This is a genomic window from Vibrio sp. Isolate23, from assembly GCF_022398095.1.
Lineage (GTDB): Bacteria > Pseudomonadota > Gammaproteobacteria > Enterobacterales > Vibrionaceae > Vibrio > Vibrio coralliilyticus_A.
This window is the reverse complement of record NZ_JAKEUV010000001.1, coordinates 1,046,644-1,064,113: the sequence shown is the minus strand read 5'-3', so window position 1 is coordinate 1,064,113 and position 17,470 is coordinate 1,046,644. Positions and strand designations below refer to the sequence as shown.

Annotated in this window: 14 protein-coding genes; 1 reads left to right on the top strand and 13 read right to left on the bottom strand. The window is 47.2% G+C overall.

Annotated elements, in window-relative coordinates; translation table 11 throughout:
• Positions 1-17: 17 nt before the first annotated feature.
• The 13 genes from L1D31_RS04760 to L1D31_RS04700 are packed head-to-tail and all read right to left on the bottom strand — an operon-like array spanning position 18 to position 15,227.
• Positions 18-1,211, bottom strand: coding sequence for a Tad domain-containing protein (locus L1D31_RS04760; protein WP_239835916.1), 1,194 nt, complete (start codon positions 1,209-1,211; stop codon positions 18-20).
• On the bottom strand, positions 1,204-1,773 hold the full coding sequence (tadF, locus tag L1D31_RS04755; RefSeq protein ID WP_239835915.1) for a tight adherence pilus pseudopilin TadF: 570 nt from the start codon (positions 1,771-1,773) through the stop codon (positions 1,204-1,206). Before tadF ends, L1D31_RS04760 begins: the two co-directional genes overlap by 8 nt.
• Positions 1,763-2,197 (bottom strand): TadE/TadG family type IV pilus assembly protein, encoded by a 435-nt coding sequence (locus L1D31_RS04750; RefSeq protein WP_239835914.1) that lies wholly within the window; start codon positions 2,195-2,197, stop codon positions 1,763-1,765. Before L1D31_RS04750 ends, tadF begins: the two co-directional genes overlap by 11 nt.
• A complete protein-coding gene (locus tag L1D31_RS04745) occupies positions 2,191-2,925 on the bottom strand; it encodes a tetratricopeptide repeat protein (protein WP_239835913.1) in 735 nt (244 codons plus the stop codon). The genes L1D31_RS04750 and L1D31_RS04745 overlap by 7 nt, the downstream gene beginning before the upstream one ends.
• The gene (locus L1D31_RS04740) at positions 2,922-3,776 is read right to left on the bottom strand and encodes a type II secretion system F family protein (RefSeq protein ID WP_239835912.1); all 855 of its coding nucleotides are present in this window, start codon (positions 3,774-3,776) and stop codon (positions 2,922-2,924) included. Before L1D31_RS04740 ends, L1D31_RS04745 begins: the two co-directional genes overlap by 4 nt.
• A complete protein-coding gene (locus tag L1D31_RS04735) occupies positions 3,773-4,678 on the bottom strand; it encodes a type II secretion system F family protein (protein ID WP_239835911.1) in 906 nt (301 codons plus the stop codon). Before L1D31_RS04735 ends, L1D31_RS04740 begins: the two co-directional genes overlap by 4 nt.
• A complete protein-coding gene (locus L1D31_RS04730) occupies positions 4,675-6,012 on the bottom strand; it encodes a CpaF family protein (protein WP_239835910.1) in 1,338 nt (445 codons plus the stop codon). Before L1D31_RS04730 ends, L1D31_RS04735 begins: the two co-directional genes overlap by 4 nt.
• A complete protein-coding gene (locus tag L1D31_RS04725; RefSeq protein ID WP_171351504.1) occupies positions 6,012-7,178 on the bottom strand; it encodes a P-loop NTPase in 1,167 nt (388 codons plus the stop codon). Before L1D31_RS04725 ends, L1D31_RS04730 begins: the two co-directional genes overlap by 1 nt.
• Positions 7,178-7,804, bottom strand: a complete 627-nt coding sequence (locus tag L1D31_RS04720) for a CpaD family pilus assembly lipoprotein (protein ID WP_045986495.1) — start codon at positions 7,802-7,804, stop codon at positions 7,178-7,180. The genes L1D31_RS04725 and L1D31_RS04720 overlap by 1 nt, the downstream gene beginning before the upstream one ends.
• Before the next feature lie 7 nt (positions 7,805-7,811).
• On the bottom strand, positions 7,812-9,221 hold the full coding sequence (locus tag L1D31_RS04715) for a type II and III secretion system protein family protein (RefSeq protein ID WP_239835909.1): 1,410 nt from the start codon (positions 9,219-9,221) through the stop codon (positions 7,812-7,814).
• Positions 9,222-9,239: 18 nt separating this feature from the next.
• Positions 9,240-10,079 (bottom strand): Flp pilus assembly protein CpaB, encoded by an 840-nt coding sequence (gene cpaB / locus L1D31_RS04710; protein ID WP_006961608.1) that lies wholly within the window; start codon positions 10,077-10,079, stop codon positions 9,240-9,242.
• A gap of 24 nt (positions 10,080-10,103) precedes the next feature.
• Entirely contained in the window at positions 10,104-10,286 is a 183-nt protein-coding gene (locus L1D31_RS04705; protein ID WP_006961609.1) for a Flp family type IVb pilin, read from the bottom strand.
• A 57-nt stretch (positions 10,287-10,343) separates the two neighbouring features.
• A complete protein-coding gene (locus L1D31_RS04700) occupies positions 10,344-15,227 on the bottom strand; it encodes a DUF1566 domain-containing protein (protein ID WP_239836383.1) in 4,884 nt (1,627 codons plus the stop codon).
• Positions 15,228-15,398: 171 nt separating this feature from the next.
• Between L1D31_RS04700 and L1D31_RS04695 the strand changes: the two genes are divergently transcribed.
• Complete coding sequence (locus L1D31_RS04695; protein WP_239835908.1) at positions 15,399-17,438, top strand: hypothetical protein; 2,040 nt, start codon at positions 15,399-15,401, stop codon at positions 17,436-17,438.
• Positions 17,439-17,470 lie beyond the last annotated feature (32 nt).

The window sequence follows — 17,470 nt, the reverse complement described above, 5'->3', positions numbered from 1 at the left end:
TCCATAATTTTGTTGTTTTATTTCTGTCCGAAGTTAAGCGTGGTGTCATACTGAACTTCCAATATCTTTGAAAAGTACTCATCGAGTTTCTCGGTGTTGGTTGCAGAGAAAACCTGCCCCTTGATTCCGTCTGTATTTGCGGCGTTGATGCAGCTCTGAAACTGAGCTAAGCGGCTGTCTTGGACATTGAAACCAATAAAATTGAGCTCAATAGCAAATTCATTGGCTAAACGGTCACAAAGGCCAGCGTCAATCAGGTCATCCAGTACATAACCACTATCAACTCCATCAGTCATCAGAATCAGCTTTTGCTTAGGTGCGAGCGAATAAGGGTTATATCCCCATTCTTGGCGCCATCTTGGAATCAGTTGACGAGCCCCCCAGATAACCCCTTGATACGAGCGGGTGCCACCTGTCGTAGTCAGGGCATTAATTGCTGTTTTCACTTCGCTCATATTGTCAGTAAGCGGGACAAGGGTAGCTGAGGCACTGCAATCAGCGAGAAACTCGTCCGGTGCACGATGACTAACCGCCTTTTCAGAATGGATTCGGTCTAGGTTTTGAACGGTTTCATTCACCAATACAGAGCCGCCAGATTCTTTGGTTAATCCATCAATACAAAAGACGCCTTTGTCATCTAACCAATCGGCATTGCGGGCAGATACCCCATCAGAAAAAGGCACGATAGAGATGCTAATTGCTCGCCTTCCATCGATTTTTACATTGTCTTGTTCAATGCGCTCTATTGCTCGGGTAAGGATGCTCTTTAATGTATCGATTGACCCTGTCATGGAACTGGAAATATCCAACACTAAAGTCATTTCCGTTGGGGTCACACTGGCCGATTGATTGACGTGCGCTTGCTCTACTGAGCCGGATTGTGCTGAATACGAGGCCTGTGCAAATTTCAATGATGAGAATAGCCCTGTCAGTTGATATCCCATATTCAGCTCGCAGCCTGAAGCACTGTATATCTCGCTTTTCACCAGTTTTACGTTGGGCTGGTAATACTCCAAATACGCCTGATTAACGCTAGGATCGGAGTAGTCGGCAAATGCACACGCCAAAGATGCCGCGTCTACAGCTTGCATCGCACGGCTGCTCAGTTGCACCTGAAAACCAATCATGATGGTCGCAGCAAACAGCACCACCAAAGGAATCAGCAGTGCTAAGAAGGATAAGGAGACGGAGCCTGTGTGTTGCTTAAGCACTGTAGCGCCTCCCTATCATGGCAGCTTGGCTGCGCATGGATGTTGGAAGCGGTAACGGCAGCCAATTGAAAATCGCACTATCAGACTCCAACGGCTCGGAGACACATAGCGTTACCTGATACAGGCTCGCAGTTTTACCACTTAACGAGGCGATCGAACTTCGGCTGACTGGGGCGAGTAAAGACAGAGAATCTATCGTTTGTTCGACCTCACAGTCACTGCCTGCTTTTTGGGTGACGAGCTCTGTGCGCCCAGCAGTCACTGTTCGAATTTCAAGTACAAGCCCTATACGCTCTGCTTCGAAGCCTGAGGGTAAAGAACGCTGTGCGACACTCAACAGTTGATTAGCGCTCGCATCGTCATAGGCTTTAGCGCTACCTTGTGGCACTAACGCTCTTGCAGCAGCGCTCGCCATCGAATATGCCGTACTATCGACACGACTTTGAAGGTAGAGCAGCTTGTACACTGCGAACAGCCCCAAAACGATGGTCAGAATTCCGAGTACAACAAACGGAAACTCGATCACGGTTGCGCCATTTTGCTTTGACACACTACGCATCATGACTCACCAATACGGTTCGACTTAAAGACGCCACTGAAGAAAACGTTTCGGACAGGGCTGGCACCAATAAAAAGGTAAAACGGTATCGAATGTGGTACTCGGCCATCACCGCCGTTAGAGAAGTGGTCGTTCTCCCCAAAGCTAAAGATTGAACGCTATCGCTATAACGTGGAGAGTCAATGTCGATCTTCTCTAGATCGAGCAATGGAAACGAGGCGATGCGATCGCGGATTTGACTGTCCAAAGTCGTGGAAGGTGGCAGCGTTCTTACATCCCTAACCGCAGCATTGACGGCAGATTCAAAGATCATGGTGACCCACATCAGGCGAGCAAATTCAAATGCCGCCAGTAGCACAATCATCAGGGGAACAATTACCATTGCAAACTCTATCGTCTGGCTCCCAGAATGACGCTTCATCACCATGCGCTAGCTCCCAGCTCAGCAAGATGCTGGTAATACGCTAAGTTGTTCTCTAACTCCGCTTTGGTCAGATCGCCCATCGCGATCGTTCGTGCAGCATCGACCTCACCTTGCAACGCATAAGATAACGCTAGATTAAGCCGCAGTTTAGTTGTCGCCTCACCACGTTGGTAAATTGGGTAAAGAATCCGAATACTTTGACCTGGCTGACCATCTAGCATCCAGCTCAACGCGAGGTTGTTTCGGTACTCTAAACTGTCCGGCCTGATGTTAATCGCCTGCTGAAATGCGTCACGAGCAGCCACATAGTTTTTTTGCAGTGAGTAACTCACACCAAGACTGTTTAGCGCCACTTCGTCTTTCTTGTTTCCTTCCACCGCTCTGCGCAGTGATTCCATCGCTAAACGTACATTTCCCAATGCTAAGTGCGCACGACCTAATTCACGATCAAACTGTGAGGAGGGCTTAAGTGCACTGCCCTTTTTGAGATAATGCAGCGCCTCATCGTAACGAGCAGCTTGATTACTGGCACTGCCCGCCAGAAACAAAAGCTGGGGATCATCTGGAGTCATCTCCAGTTTCTGCTTATAGATGCTAAGCGCATTATCCGCATGACCGTTTGTCAATGCGGTTTCAGCCAGCTGAAAATCGGATTGCTCAACCTGACTGTCTGTAGACTGGCAACCAAAAACCAATAGACAAAAGCAGGCTGAGAGAAATGGTTTAATCATAATGTGTCCAAGGTATTAAACAGACTGAGAACAACAGGGGCGACAATCATGACCACGACTGGAAGCATGATGAACACAACAAGCGGGAAAGACATTTTGGCTGGAATTTTTCCTACCCATTCTTCGAGATCGAGCAACTGGTATTGACGACTATCAGACGCAATCAGGCTCAATGCCTGCGAGAGAGGCGTACCAAACTGAAGCGCTTGAGACATGGTCACAACCATGTTGTTGATATCTGGCAATTCCAATCTCTGATCCAGATTCAGCAAAGCTTGCTGCGGAGAATCTAGCACTGACATTTCCGTTGCGGTCAGTGCCCATTCTCGGGCTAAGGCCGGAGAAACTGGCGTCATTTCTTCACCGACAACACGAAAAGTGTTTTCCAGTGTCAGCCCAGAAGCGACGCAGACCACCATAAGATCGAGTGCATCGGGTACCACTTTGGAGATTTCCTGACGAATCTGGTTAACACGCCATTCGAGCAGTCGATCAACCGCGATACCGCATGCGATTGCCACCGCTATATCCTGAGCAATATCCGCTGCCGACCAACCTAAAGAGCGGCCAAAATGCCACAAGCCAGCACCGCAAAGCATCAAGACAAAGCGAATCAATACAAACTGGGTTTCTGCATGATTTTGGCTAAAGCCAAGTAATACCAATTGCTTTTGGCGAGCAGGGTTCGACTTCCATCGCCATTTTTCGCCTAGTGAGCGAGTGTGCAGTGTCGAAATACTGACCTGTTTCAAGCGGCGATGGATGACGTCCTGCTGACGTGCAAGCTGAAAGCAAATCACGGAGCTAACGACGCCCACCACAATCAGCAAGGTCGCAATCATAGATATCATGAGAACTTCCTATTTTTTGTCAGCGAGTGGAGCATGAAGCCGCCAAAAGCAATACTGGCTGCACAGTAAATCAGAATCGACTGACCGCTTTCGGTGTAGACCAGTAACTCGAACAATGACACATCAATCCACGCAACAACGGCCACCAGTAAAAGTGGCAGCAATGAAAGAAATTTTGCCGTCATTCTCGGTTCCGCAGTCATACTTTTTACCTTCTTGAGCATGGCTCGATTGTCGTGCATGGTGCGGCTCAGATTGTGGAGGATCTCCCTCAACTGACCACCGTTACTCTGATTAAGAATCAGAGCGACAGAAAAGTAACGAAAAGTACGGTAAGGAAGGCGAGTACAGGCTTCATCAAGTGTTTGACGCAGTGAAATACCTAACGCCAAATTGTCTGTAATAAGCGCAAATTCCCGCCCCAATAACCCTGTTTGAGAATTCGCCACTTGTTCGATGGCTTGAGGAACAGAAAGGCCGGCGGACACCGCACGACTAACAAGCCCCAACACCTGAACGATATTGGTATCAAACTCTTCAATTTGCTTTTTACGACGCACAACAAACAGCGTGCAGAACAAGACACCAAAACACACTAAAACAACAGCGGTTTGCCAATACCATGCCAGCTCTTGCAGCCAGAATATCGTGCCAAGCGGTAAAGCGAATGCTGACAAAGCAAGCAGTAGCTTGTCCTGACGTGGCAACAAGGCGTCAGTACGATACAAGAACTCGCGCACTCTCCCGCCAGACTGGCGCGATTTAACAATCGAGCTCAAATGACTCGTACCCGCATCAGGGATGTACTTCGACAAGCGTCGCTTCACATTACGACGCTGGCTGTAGTAATGAAGGGAAAACGCTACGGTCAGGCACCAAATCACGACCAGAGCAAGGATCATAAGTCGAGCTCCATGGCCGAACGTAATTGGCTGTCAAGTTGGTAATATTGCGCTTTGGATGCAAAAGCAGGCAAGCTTCTGGCACTTATGTACTTGCCCAGCAGTTGACCCTGATGATCTTCGCCCTGAACCTCAAAGCGGTAGAGATCGTTGATGACATATTGCTCACCTTCCAAGCCGATAACCTCTGTGATAGCGACGACACGACGCTTGCCATCACGCATTCTCTCTACCTGAACCACCACTTCAATCGTATCAGCCACTTGTCGACGCAATGCAAACAATGGCAAGGTGGATTGCGCCATCATAAGCATGTTTTCAATTCGAACCAATGCATCTAGCGAAGAGTTCGCGTGTAAGGTCGACAAAGAACCTTCGTGGCCAGTGTTCATGGCCTGCATCATTTCAAAGGCTTCGTCACCACGCACTTCTCCGAGGATGATGCGATCAGGGCGCATCCTTAACGCGTTCTTAACCAGCTCTCGCTGACTGACAGCAGCTAGCCCTTCTGCGTTTGCGGGTCTGGTTTCAGCTCGAACCACGTGCGGCTGTTGAAGCTGAAGCTCTGCAGCATCTTCAATGGTGATAATCCTCTCATGAGGCGAAATACTGAATGACATCGCATTGAGCAGCGTCGTTTTACCGGCACCGGTTCCACCCGCAATCAAAACGTTCAACCGACAACGAACAATGATGTCCAGTAAACGCACCATGCTGTCTGACATGGCGCCATTTTGCGCCAGCTGATTGAGAGACAGTTTTTCCTGATTGAATTTACGAATTGAAATACATGTGCCATCCAACGCAAGTGGAGGGATCATAACATTGACCCTGCTACCATCTTCTAAACGCGCATCAACCAGTGGTGAACTTTCATCAATTCGACGACCAACTTTGCTGACGATTCGACGAGCTAGGTTGAGCAACTGCTCTTCGCTGCGAAACTCGACCGACGTCTTTTGCAATTTACCCAACTTCTCGATGTAAACCTCATTGGGTCCATTCACCATGATGTCACTCACCATAGGGTCGTCGATCAATGGTTGCAGCGGCCCCAAACCCAATAGCTCATCCACTAGCTGTTTGACCACTAGCGCGACTTCACGATTGCCCAGCGGTAGCTGATGAGTCGCAACCACGTCCGTCACCAGCAGTAAAATCCTCGCTTCTAATTCCTGAGGGCTGAGCTTGATGACAACACTGGCTTCAATCGCGTTCACCACCTGCGAGTGGATCAGGTGATAATGTTCACGAATAGGATCCGATTGCGCTACTACGGCACTGTGCGCGTGATTTATCGCTAATGGCTCTTTCGCTCTTGTCGACTTAAACATTACGCCCCTCGCTTCCAGAATCTGAATGAGCGTGATTGCTGTGTGCCTTCCACTTTATCCGCTAAGTCAGAAAACGCTTGGCTGACCTTGCGATTCCCTTTGATGGCAGACTGCCCCAACGACTCTTTAGCTAAGAAGTGATTCGGTGCAAAAGGCACTGAAACATCAATATCAACACCCAGTGCACGGTGAACGTCATTCAATGCAATCAAGGAGGCTTTGTTCGATTTTGTGTGATTGACGACTAAAAGGTTTTCCTTAGCGAGGCCAGCTTCTGCCCCAGCAGAAAGGAAGCTAAAGATTTGTCCAGCATTGCGAATTGACGACAAGGTTGGCTCAACGACGATAACGCGCACATCTGCACTTTTTAGCACGCTCATACCAACCTGATCTCTCAGAGAGAACGAGGGAATATCAAAGATGAGATTATCGGCGTGCTCCAGGCAGTATTTACTGAAATGTTCTAACGCGTTTTTGTCCGGCCAAAACGGGTCTGTATCCAAAGGTAAATAGCCCGTGAACAAGGTTAAGTCTGGCTGAACCGTAATGCCACTTCGTTCAAAGACTACTGGCTCAAGGCGCTCTGGGTACTGCAACATTTCAACCAAAGCGGTATTACCTTGAACATCGAAGTGTAGGTCCAGATCCCCTGAGGCAAAATCAAGGTCAGCCACTGCCGTCGACTGGCCACGACTGTTCATCATTCGTGCGAGATTCGCAACGACAGTGGAAGTGCCAACGCCACCTTTAGTACCTACCACAGAGATACGTTTCCCACTTTGGTTTCCATTATGATGGTGACCAAAATCGAGAGACGCTAACGCATCTGGTGCAATAGGATTCACCAAATATTCGAGAGCTCCAGCCGATAGCAAACTGCGGTAGTAAGCGATCTTCTCATCATCACCAATTGCGATGACCTTGCAGCCTGTACGATGAACTAGATTACTCACAAGACTTTGAGCATCTTCAATTGACAAACCAATCACATCTAGCGCAATGACGCTGTGGTTATTGATCAGTGCCTGCTTGATGATCTGCTCACGCTCCATAGAAACCTGAGTAAGCTGAGTGATCCCTTGCTCTGCAAATGCAAGGCTTAGATGGTAGCTGTCCAGCGCCGGAGAGCTTGCCACCAATACTGAAAGGTTCTGATTTTTCATCATTAGTTACCCCCCGTACTAATCGAAATCACCGAGCCGTTGTCCTGACTATTTTCATTGGTGCTTGCTGGAGCAACATAAGCATCAATGGCTGCAACGGCTTTTGCCCCATTCGTTGGACCGAGCTTTTCACCCACAACCAAATCCTTCGGGTTAGCGACCATTTGCGCTAAAGCCGCAGCATTACTGCACCCGTATGCCTGATGCGTTTTATATTGGTTGAAGATGACCGGCTGTGATTTATCAGTGCCACATCCAGGCACTTTGGCACGAAACGACTCAACGATGACCTGCACATCACCAGATTGAGTTCCGGTCGCGCGTTCCATCATGATCTGGTGCTTGGCGAGTCCCTGTCCGAGCAATAGGTTTGAAATAGGCTTAATCTGAGACTGCCCTTTAGGTGAATAGCTCACCAATTTCACTCTTAGGCTATAAGGGTTTCCGCGCTGAACGATGAACGAACGGATATCCTGTTGCTGCTGCGGAGTGAGCGACTTCTTTTCGACCGCAAGAGTAAGCTTATTAGTTACGGAGACCACATCAATGGCAGGTTGACGCGCTATTTGATCAGAAGCACAGCCACTCAGGACGAGCAAAACAGGCAAAAGTAACGATTGTAATTTCATGCGCACCTCAGTAGTAAAATCCGTTGTCGCCCAGTAAACGAGGCTTGCGGTTGTCGGTGTAAGTTGCTTTGCCACTGGTTCCGACGAAATCCTCGTCAGGCAGCGCCAGCAGTCTCTCCAGATCGCTTGGTGGAATCAGAGCATCGGTAGGAATCGGCAAGTTATCGCTTCGTGTTGGCTCGACAAGGTAAGCGGTAGCAATAATGATCAGTTCTGTTTCACGGCGTTGATACTCGTTGGAACGGAAAAGACCACCTAGAATTGGAATATCCCCCATACCCGGCAGTTTTTGCAGCTGCTCAATTTCACTGCTTTGCAGCAAACCGCCAAGTGCAAAGCTCTGCCCGCTGGCCAGTTCAATCGTTGTTGACGCTCTGCGTGACGTGAAGGAAGGCAGCACATTGCCATTTAGAACCGCTTGATTATCCACGGACACACTGCTGACCTCAGGCTCAACCTTTAAGCTGATTCTATCTGGGCCAAGCACAATAGGTTTGAAGTTCAGATTGACACCAAATGGCTTGTACTCAACCGTCGCAGTGTCTCCTTGAATCAGAGGAATTGGCACTTCACCACCAACTAGAAAGTTGGCTTCTTCACCGGACATTGCGGTCAGGTTTGGCTCTGCCAGAATCGACATATCACCAGTAGAAGCCAGCGCATCAACCAGCGCACTTAGGTTAGGTTTGCCCCAACTGCTTACATCCCAAGGTTTATTGTAAAGAAAGCTACCGACCGTATTCTCAACGGTACTGCCATTGGTGACCAGAGAGCCCCACTTAATGCCGAGTTTATTCGATACATTGCGTGAGACTTCTGCAATTCGAATACGGATGTTAACTTGCGTTGGCATCGTCACCACCAACTGGTTAATCAGCTCGTCACCATTCGAGTTTTGCTGGTTTTCAGAGTTACTCTCCGATGAATTACTGCTTTTTGAAGAGTCATTGTTATTGCTCTCTTGCGGAGCGACGATCGGAGACAAATACCCTTTCGCCACATTAACGATACTGTGCGCCATTGCCGGAGTCGGTACAGACCCTTTAAGCCACAGCTTGCCACCGAGTGACTCAGAATTCACAGACGCATCAGGGAACTGAGCTTTGATTAGTTCATCCAGCTCTTGTGTATCGTGGACTACACGAATTTTGTTGCTGTAAATCACTCGTTCCTGCTCATTAAGAACGGTGATCGTGGCAGTGCCAGCCTGCATACCAAATACCATGATTTTGGTGTTGGTCATAGGTTGGTAGTCCGCGATGTGTGTATTGGAAATAAAAATCGACTTTGCCTTTTCTGACAGACGGATCATTTTCGCTTCATTTATGTTCACTTCGAGGGCATTTGCCCATGTTGGAAGCGCAAAAAGCCAACCGGGAAGCAACAACAAGCTCCACCAGCGCAGTAATGTGTTCATTGTTTCGTCCTGAAGTTGTTAGTTTTTGTCGCTGTTTGGTCGTAACTGAATCAGGTCTACGTCCGGAGCAATTAATTTGCTTTCCGGATTCAGCTGAGTCGTTGTGATGGTATGGCTTTGCGGTAGTGAAAAGTCGGTTTCACCCGAACCACGCAATGAAAGAGTCAAGCGGCCTAACTGGTTAGCAAGCACAATTTGTGTTGCCTGCTCTGGCGTCACTTCCAGTGATACAGAGCTGTTATCCGGTATTTTCGCCCCGTAGTCATGACGCTTTTCCTGGAATCCTTCAGATGATGAGAGATTATTGAAAGCAAGAATACGAACATTGGTTGCAATAGTGCTGACGTAAAGGCCTTCAACCACATTATCGTACTTCTTCAACTCGCTGACCTTAGAACCCAGCAGCAAAATATCGACTTTATCACCCGGTTGAACAAAGCCAGAATTGGCAGTTACCTGATCAACAGGCACCGATACCGCTCTATACCCAGCTCTGACTTTCAAGGCCAGTGAAGCCCCACCCTGTGGTGGTATCAAGTCAGCAGCAGCGATAACTTGCCCTTGCTTAATTGCAATATGTGCAATACCACTAGCTAGGTTAATGGAAGTGATCTCATCTTCCGTCACGTAGTCGACGTAATCAGAAAGCTGCTCCTCACTCAAAGATTGCCAACGAAACATATTGGGCGTGTAGACATCGCCGACACCGATATCCTGCCCCGAAACCAGCACTCGCTGGAAAACTTGCTCAGGTTGCTCTTTAGTCTGATGTTCTGAGTTATCTTGCCCAAGCAGCAACAATCCTATGCCTACGCTAGACAGTAAGATAGACAACATCATCAATCGCTTAGCCGTCATGATTATTCCTTCAGCCTTGTCGGTTTAGTTACCAGAATCCTGAGTTTGCTCCAGTGATTCGATCACTGTCTCGTAGGCACCTACAATGGCTTTGGTCAACTTGCCATCACTGCCCCCAACAAATGAAAGAAGAACAACAGACATTGCCGCTGCCAAAATCGCGTATTCAATCGCAGCTGCGCCACGTTGCTTATTTTTATTTAACATGAATAGACTCCTGAAAAAGAGAAGGTTCAGCCCCAATAAAAGGGCTGAAAGTTATTATTATTTTGAGATAAATCGGTATAGGTAATCGTTTGAGTTCTCGAAAGAACCCCTTTCTTTCAGCCCGTGCTCACCTGATTTTAAATCTAGATAGTCGTAGTATTTTGATGTTGTCTGATTACTCAAGTAACTGGATTTACTCCTTCCGTAGGGGTCCTTTACTACACTATGTGTGAATACAGTCTCATCCAATGGCATCAAACTTGATAGCTCGTCAACAGATGGCAACCGCCAGTTGCTTAAGCCACAAGCTTTTTCAGAGTTTTGAAGGCTTAACCTGTCGCTGTACAGAGCGTAATTAACCAAGCGAGTATCCCCATCGTTAGTATCAAACAATTGCCAAACTTCTCCGGTAGCATCATTTTTTACACAGGTGGCCAGCTCTTTGTTCAATGTGGTAGTCCCATCATTGGTGAGGAAAATCCAACGTGCCTGAATCGTATCTTCTCGAACCAAGCGAGCTAAAGTGACATTATTGTTCGAGTGATAATTGTGCGAAAAAGCCTCGACCTCTTCTTCATATTTATCTGATGCATAAGAGTATGCATTCTGCTTTCCTGTGCTCGATTCGGCATCAGACCAGTAATAAAACTTAACGCCATCAGGAAGTGGGGACTTAGGATGATGTGGGAAGACCGCTGAGTCTAAGGTTACCCCTTTCTCTTCCGCTACCGTTGCCATTATCTTGAGTTGAAGTAGATTCGGTACTTTCCAATCACTAAAACCACACAGTGACCCACTGCTTCGTAGCTCTAGATACCCGCCAGAACCGTTTAAACTTTTCGTTTCAGTCCCTGTTAAGTTGTACGCGACGTGATCATCTCCCCCTATTTTTCCGTCCTGCAATAGGGTCCAAACTCTGTTTTTGCTACCTGAACTGACATCGAGGACACAACGCCAACCTTGCGCATATGTACTTGCCGCTGGCATATACCTACCGAGAAGGTCTAACTTTGCGTAACGGCTATCAATCATGGCTCGGGTTTGATCAACTGAGTAGCCTGAAGCATGAGCCTGATTTAAACCGTTTTTAGCAATAGTCATCACTGACAAGTTGTCGTGCTCATTCAACGACGCATTAGATTCTACAACTAAAAGGGATGCAGCTGAGATGAGGCCAAGGTATTTTTCATCCACACTTTTCTCAAGTTCGAGCAAAGCTTCCACTAGCTGACTAAACGCAGAATTTTTAGCTTGGTAGACGTAGTTTGTACTTAATAATTCCAGAGAAGCTAAATACAACGCCTCACCGGTAGATGCCGCATCCAAAGCTGCTCGGTTTTGAGTCACAGACAAGCCCATTTCTTTCAAACCAGCAAGGTCGTGAACTAATTGATAAGAGCGCAAAGCGTATTCAATCGCAACCAAATTGTGTTTGTACGTTGAAAGCGTACTTTCAAAAGCTCCTACTTTTCCGACAAACGATAAACTATCAGCGTCAGTGCGCAGCTTCGCCATACTGGCATCAAATCTTATGCCTGCTAAGAACGTATCAAATTGAGCTATCTTGTTTTGCCAAGTATTAAGGTCACTTTCTAACTGTGCTTTACGAGTGCTTACTTCAGACTGCAATGCTCCATAATTCGGGGATTGGCCTTGAATCTGATTCAACCAAGTTGGAAGTAAACCTTCACTTTGCTGGATTGCCGCGGTTTGACTATTTTCTAGATCAATTAAGCTAGACAATTCAGGTTCAACTTTTGCTAGTAAATTCTGGCCAGACTCAAGTAGCCATTTCATATGCAGCCTTGACTTGCTCCACTTGCTAACAGAAGTTTCCTCCCCTTTGGAGTAAGCCACCACTTTCCCAGCCTTAGCCGTTACCGTAGCGTAAACATTCTGCGCAATAACAAACTCATCCACCCCCAGAGGTAAGCTCTCTGGTTGACGTGCCGTCAATAGCTTAACCTCATCGGCGCTCGGTAGTTGCCACTGGCTAATTCCGCACACCGTTGAATCTTGTACTTTCTCGATTAGATCGGCATATCCTTGCTCATTGGCCTCAACACTAGCGCCCTGTTCTTTACTCCAAAAAATTGGCTCTCCTGTTCCCTGTACACTGTATTCAGCCAAACAAGCCGCTTCTGAAAACTTCCAACCATCGACATTAAAAGACGCAACCTGCTCAAAATTCACCATCGGAAGATACTGAATCGCAACAAACTTACCTTCTAAGCTAGATGCCCAAAGAATCTCACTCGCCGGGTGTTCCAAACCTGGAAATACGTTCTTTTTAACACGCAGGCCGACGTTACTCTTCTCATAAGCCTGTGTACCGATAAACTGAGGAACCGATGTAACAGGTTTCCAGCTAGCACCTTGGTCGACCGTAAATTCATAATACTCAGGCTTATCAAAGGTGACGGCTTTATCAGCAACCGTGGTCGAGAGGAAGTTCCAAGAGATTAAGTTGGGGTACTGGGTGTTGGCTTGGTCACTCCCTACAACGATGTTTCCACCTGTCAGCGCTGGCAATTTTGGCAGCTCTGTGAATACAGTGTCATTGCTGGCTTGTGCGCCCGCTGGCATGCCGTTTTCACTATTAGCACGAACGCGTACTTGAACATGACCGATACTTTTGGCGACATCGCCTACTACTACAGGTTTTTCTAGCACTGGAGCCCAATCAGTTCCTTGATTCATTGACCACTCATAGTCGGACAATGAGGTAAATCCGGTGACAAAAGTCCAATCCAAGGTATCAGCGGTGTCATCTACCACCACACCTGTTGGCGCCGCTGGCGCATCTGGTTGCTTTGTCAGAGCTTTGGTGTTTGACAAAACAGGACTAGCAAGGCGTCCTGTGACGGGATCATACTTAACACGAACCTCTAAACTACCAACGGCATAAACTTTGTCTGCAAGTTGAAGAGGTTTGCTCTGAACGGTTGTCCAAGCTGCACCGTCGACGCGATATTCATAATCACTATCCGAATTAAAACCATCGACCCAATCCCAATTGAACGTATTTAACGCATCATTAACCAGCCCATTCGTCGGCGCGCTTGGCGTGCTCGGAGTGACAGTGAATACTTTGTCTGAACACAAATTTTCACCGACTGCGTCATCGGCTGATGCTTTGATACGTACACAGACCTGTCCCACTTTGAAAGCTTCATCCGGAATAGCCTGGGGTTTAGATGTCACGGGGCGATAATTGATCCCACTATCAAGTGAGTATTCGTATTGCTCCGCGTTCGGATAACCATCAACACTCGTCCAGTTCAGAAGGTTGTCTGCATCGTTGATGACTGGAAGCGTCGGTGCAATAGGCTTGTTCAACACTTTGTTAAACACGCTGCTCACCACCAGACTTTGACCAGCCGGACGGCCATTAATCGGGTTTGCTTTCACTCTCAATTGAATGGTGTTAGCTGGAATATTTACATTGCCAATTTGGTAAGGGTTTGCTGACGCATCTTGCCAGCCGCTACCAAGGTTGATTTCATAATCAGCCGCGTTATCAAAACCAGACACGTTTTCCCAAGCAAGAATATCTGAATCATCATTCGCGGAGATTAAAACCGGAGCGACAGGTGCATCAGGAGTGACCGTCATCGCAGTCTCTGATTTGACCACCAATCCAGCAGGGCGGCCTGAATTTGGGTCAGCTTTAACTCTGAGCTTTAAGTCTCCAACAGGAATCGCAATATCAGCGATGTTTTGTGGTTTGCTCACTACATCGTGCCAATTTTTGCCACCATCCAGTGTGTACTCATAGTGAGCGATAAGCTGAAAATCTACCGAGTGTTGCCAGTCAAAGCTATTGTCAGCGTCATTGAGTGTCAAAGATGTCGGCGCTGCAGGTACAAGCGTCGCAGTGAACGCTTGAGTCGATAAAAGCGCCATACCCGATGCCAAAGATCTTTCTGACTTTGCCATGATACGTACCTGAACATCACCAACACTTCTTGCCGCAGCACCAACATTAATGGGCTTTGACGTTGCTGGTTGCCAGCTTTGGCCTCTATCTAACGAGAATTCGTAAGCGTTAACCTCTGTGAAACCCGGAACAAATTGCCAATCAAACGTGTCAGCAGCGTCATTGACGACCCCGCCGCGTGGTGCTCTCGGTCTGGTTAGAATTTTGTCGCCATCTAAGTCTTCTGGCTTAATTTTAAGATGCTCATAGTAATCAGAACCGATCTGAGCTAACGCTTCTTCCGTATTGCTCGCGCCATGAGATAACTGATCGGTACGAAGCTTTAGTTGCGCGGCGTCTAAATTCGCCAATCTTTGAATCGATCCTTTTCTTGCCGCTTCCTGACTCACACCATCATTGATAGAGCTTTCCTGTGCGGACTGAAGTACACGAGTAATCCCACGCGCCAGCATGTGTATATCTCGGCTTGCCTGAGAGTCGCCTGAGATATAATCAGACTTAAGCACATCGGCAGAAACACTTAGCTCGCTAGCAAGGCTTTCAGCAGACTCATCAAATGCCACTCCAGAACTGGAGGATAAGCTAGCAATCATTGATGTCATCGGGCTAATAATGTGAGGTTGTGATGACAGCGTTTCCAGAGTGAAACCTTTAGTGACAGCTTGATTGGGGTTATCCATGTCAACCGTCACATTGGCAATGGCTTCTACCAGCAACTTGTAATTTTCGACGTTGCCTTCAAAAGGCAATGTGTACTGACCCGACTTGTCCGTCTGAACCGTTGTACCATCTCCACTATCACAGACCGCATTGTTGTTTTTATCCAGACAAACATTCGCTTTGTAAAGATAACCATCGAGTACCACACCAGATAATACTGAGCCAGAGTTGCCTGTTGCAGGCGTCTCATTTGAAGTCAGTTTTGGGTCAGATTCATTTCCTCCGCCACAGCCGAAAAGCGCCACAGAAATCGCCCCGACACTGAGCTTTTTGGTCAGCATTTTCACCGCTGGATACTCCTTAAATTTGTAGGTCTAATCTAAATTTCGGCGGCGATATTAATTTAAATGATATTTATTATCAATATCATTTGATCTTTTATTTTACATAGTGATTAAATAACAGGGGCAAATGCTAGGTATTATTTTAATTAACAAAACTATTGGTCAAACATGCTTAAAAATACAACAATATGCAGCGTAGCCCTTGCTGTATCTAGTGCTATAGCTCTAACCGCATGCGGTGGTGGCGGAGAGTCAGGTAGTTCATCATCCACTGCTATTGCCAGCACTTACAGCTATCAAAATATCGCCTCATGTGCAGATACCGACCTAGATGGCAGTTGTAGTGACTATGAAAAACATGTCGCGCTGACAAGCGGTTATTCAAGAATGCTCAATGCCAATGGTGCCATACTAACCTCTCCAGCAGAATTGAGTATCATTTCTCCGTTCACAACCTTGCTCCACAGTGAGATGCTATACAATCCAGTGACCGGTGGTAATATTGAAAAATCAAAAGCTTACTTACAAACCGTACTGGGCCAATACGTCGATGTCGACTTCACATCGGTGGACGTCAGTCATGGTCCTCAACAAGCCACAAACCTCTTGATGGCATCACTTAAACAGGCTCAGATTCAGGGTTCAAGCAGTTCGCCAATGGTGAATATTGCCCAAGCTCTTGATGCAATGATTGAACACAAGACGCTTGATCTTTCCGCAATAGATCTAGCAGCTCAAACATCACGCCACGTCAGTTTTGATGGTTCACTGTTAATTCATGGGTCACAAAGTGATGCTGGCTTGGCCGCTATGAAATCGATCGCCCTTAACCCTGCCAATAGCAGAATAATCTACGTTGATGCACGCGATAATGTCCGAGAGCTGGATACGGCCACAAAACAATCGGTTGCAGTCGGTGCTTCAAGTTCATCATTTAGCTCTCGTAGTATCTCTTCGTATGACGACGATGAAGATGAGCATGACGATGATGACCATTATGGCGGCAATGCCAACAGACTTCCTGGATATCAGCAAGACACCTCCAACACATTGAAAGAAGTGATTCCAGCCCTTAACAGTGTTCAATCCTATAAATTGTACGAGCCCAATGGAATTCGGAACCAAAGTTTTGTCTGCAACACCACTGGTGGTAACGGTATTTTCCTAACTAGCCTTCAGGATAAGACCGGCAACCCTAATACCAACGTCGCTAGCAAAACTGCATCAAGAAAATTGAAAATTGATGCCTATGGAGGCGCTTCTGGTAGCGATCTTCCCGTAACTCTACCAAGTACACCACCCACCATTCCACTGTCCGCTTCTTCTTGCTACAACGACAACTTTGAATGGATGCATGCTCTTTATCAGCAGGGAATTATCATAGCGAAACTAGACGATGGCCTGAATGCGGATGGAGACCAGTTGCGCCGCTTAGACGCTACTACACTCAATATGGAGCCCATCACCTACACATTACGCTCTGACGAAAAAACCATTATCTTCTCTAAAGATGATAATGAAATTCTGATTATTTCTGATAACCGCCAGTCTCCCCCTAAGCTTGTTGACACTAAGACTCTCACGGGAAGGCTAGCGCTGAATGTTACCGATGTTTTAAATGCTAGCTTCGCTGCAGGCGGGCAAATAGTGATGGCGCTAGCCTCAGAGAACAAAGTTATTTGGACAGATAAAAGCCCAAATACTCAGCAACTCGACTCAATAAACCTTGATGGCCAAGCCAAGCTGATGGACTCGTCTCCCAACGGTAAATTCACTGTAGTCATTACTGCCACCAGCGTCTACCTGCTAGACAATATTAAGCGAGAAGTGACCAAACAAATCAGTTTCGATGCGAGTCAGACAACCAATCTGTTTGTCCAAAATGACAAAGCCATCACTGTTAATCGGAGTGGGGTAGATTACTTCCAATTCGCCAATATCTCAGGCCCAAAGTTAAAGGTTGCTTCGCAGTTGGTGACCAAAGAGCTGCTTGAGGAATGGGAAAAAACGTCCACCTCTCACTGGAACTCAACCAGCTTAGGATATGTGCTCACTCAAACCGGAACACCAGCCAGTGCTGCTCAGGCATTTCATGGTGTTACGCTGGACTGGAGCCCTTCAACGGCCACACAAGCCAGCCAGATCACAGGAGTCTATATAAGCGGAACTAACCGCGGCGACAGAGTTCAACTTTACAAAGCTCTATGACCAAGGGAGGCTTGGCCTCCCTACATTATTTG

Bases quoted from the DNA above. Each gene is read 5' to 3' on its own strand.
- L1D31_RS04705 (WP_006961609.1), bottom strand. From the start codon at position 10,286: ATGTTAAATAAAAATAAGCAACGTGGCGCAGCTGCGATTGAATACGCG.
- L1D31_RS04750 (WP_239835914.1), bottom strand. From the start codon at position 2,197: ATGGTGATGAAGCGTCATTCTGGGAGCCAGACGATAGAGTTTGCAATG.
- L1D31_RS04700 (WP_239836383.1), bottom strand. From the start codon at position 15,227: ATGCTGACCAAAAAGCTCAGTGTCGGGGCGATTTCTGTGGCGCTTTTC.
- L1D31_RS04715 (WP_239835909.1), bottom strand. From the start codon at position 9,221: ATGAACACATTACTGCGCTGGTGGAGCTTGTTGTTGCTTCCCGGTTGG.
- L1D31_RS04740 (WP_239835912.1), bottom strand. From the start codon at position 3,776: ATGATATCTATGATTGCGACCTTGCTGATTGTGGTGGGCGTCGTTAGC.
- L1D31_RS04720 (WP_045986495.1), bottom strand. From the start codon at position 7,804: ATGAAATTACAATCGTTACTTTTGCCTGTTTTGCTCGTCCTGAGTGGC.
- L1D31_RS04730 (WP_239835910.1), bottom strand. From the start codon at position 6,012: ATGTTTAAGTCGACAAGAGCGAAAGAGCCATTAGCGATAAATCACGCG.
- L1D31_RS04745 (WP_239835913.1), bottom strand. From the start codon at position 2,925: ATGATTAAACCATTTCTCTCAGCCTGCTTTTGTCTATTGGTTTTTGGT.
- tadF (WP_239835915.1), bottom strand. From the start codon at position 1,773: ATGATGCGTAGTGTGTCAAAGCAAAATGGCGCAACCGTGATCGAGTTT.
- cpaB (WP_006961608.1), bottom strand. From the start codon at position 10,079: ATGACGGCTAAGCGATTGATGATGTTGTCTATCTTACTGTCTAGCGTA.
- L1D31_RS04695 (WP_239835908.1), top strand. From the start codon at position 15,399: ATGCTTAAAAATACAACAATATGCAGCGTAGCCCTTGCTGTATCTAGT.
- L1D31_RS04725 (WP_171351504.1), bottom strand. From the start codon at position 7,178: ATGATGAAAAATCAGAACCTTTCAGTATTGGTGGCAAGCTCTCCGGCG.
- L1D31_RS04735 (WP_239835911.1), bottom strand. From the start codon at position 4,678: ATGATCCTTGCTCTGGTCGTGATTTGGTGCCTGACCGTAGCGTTTTCC.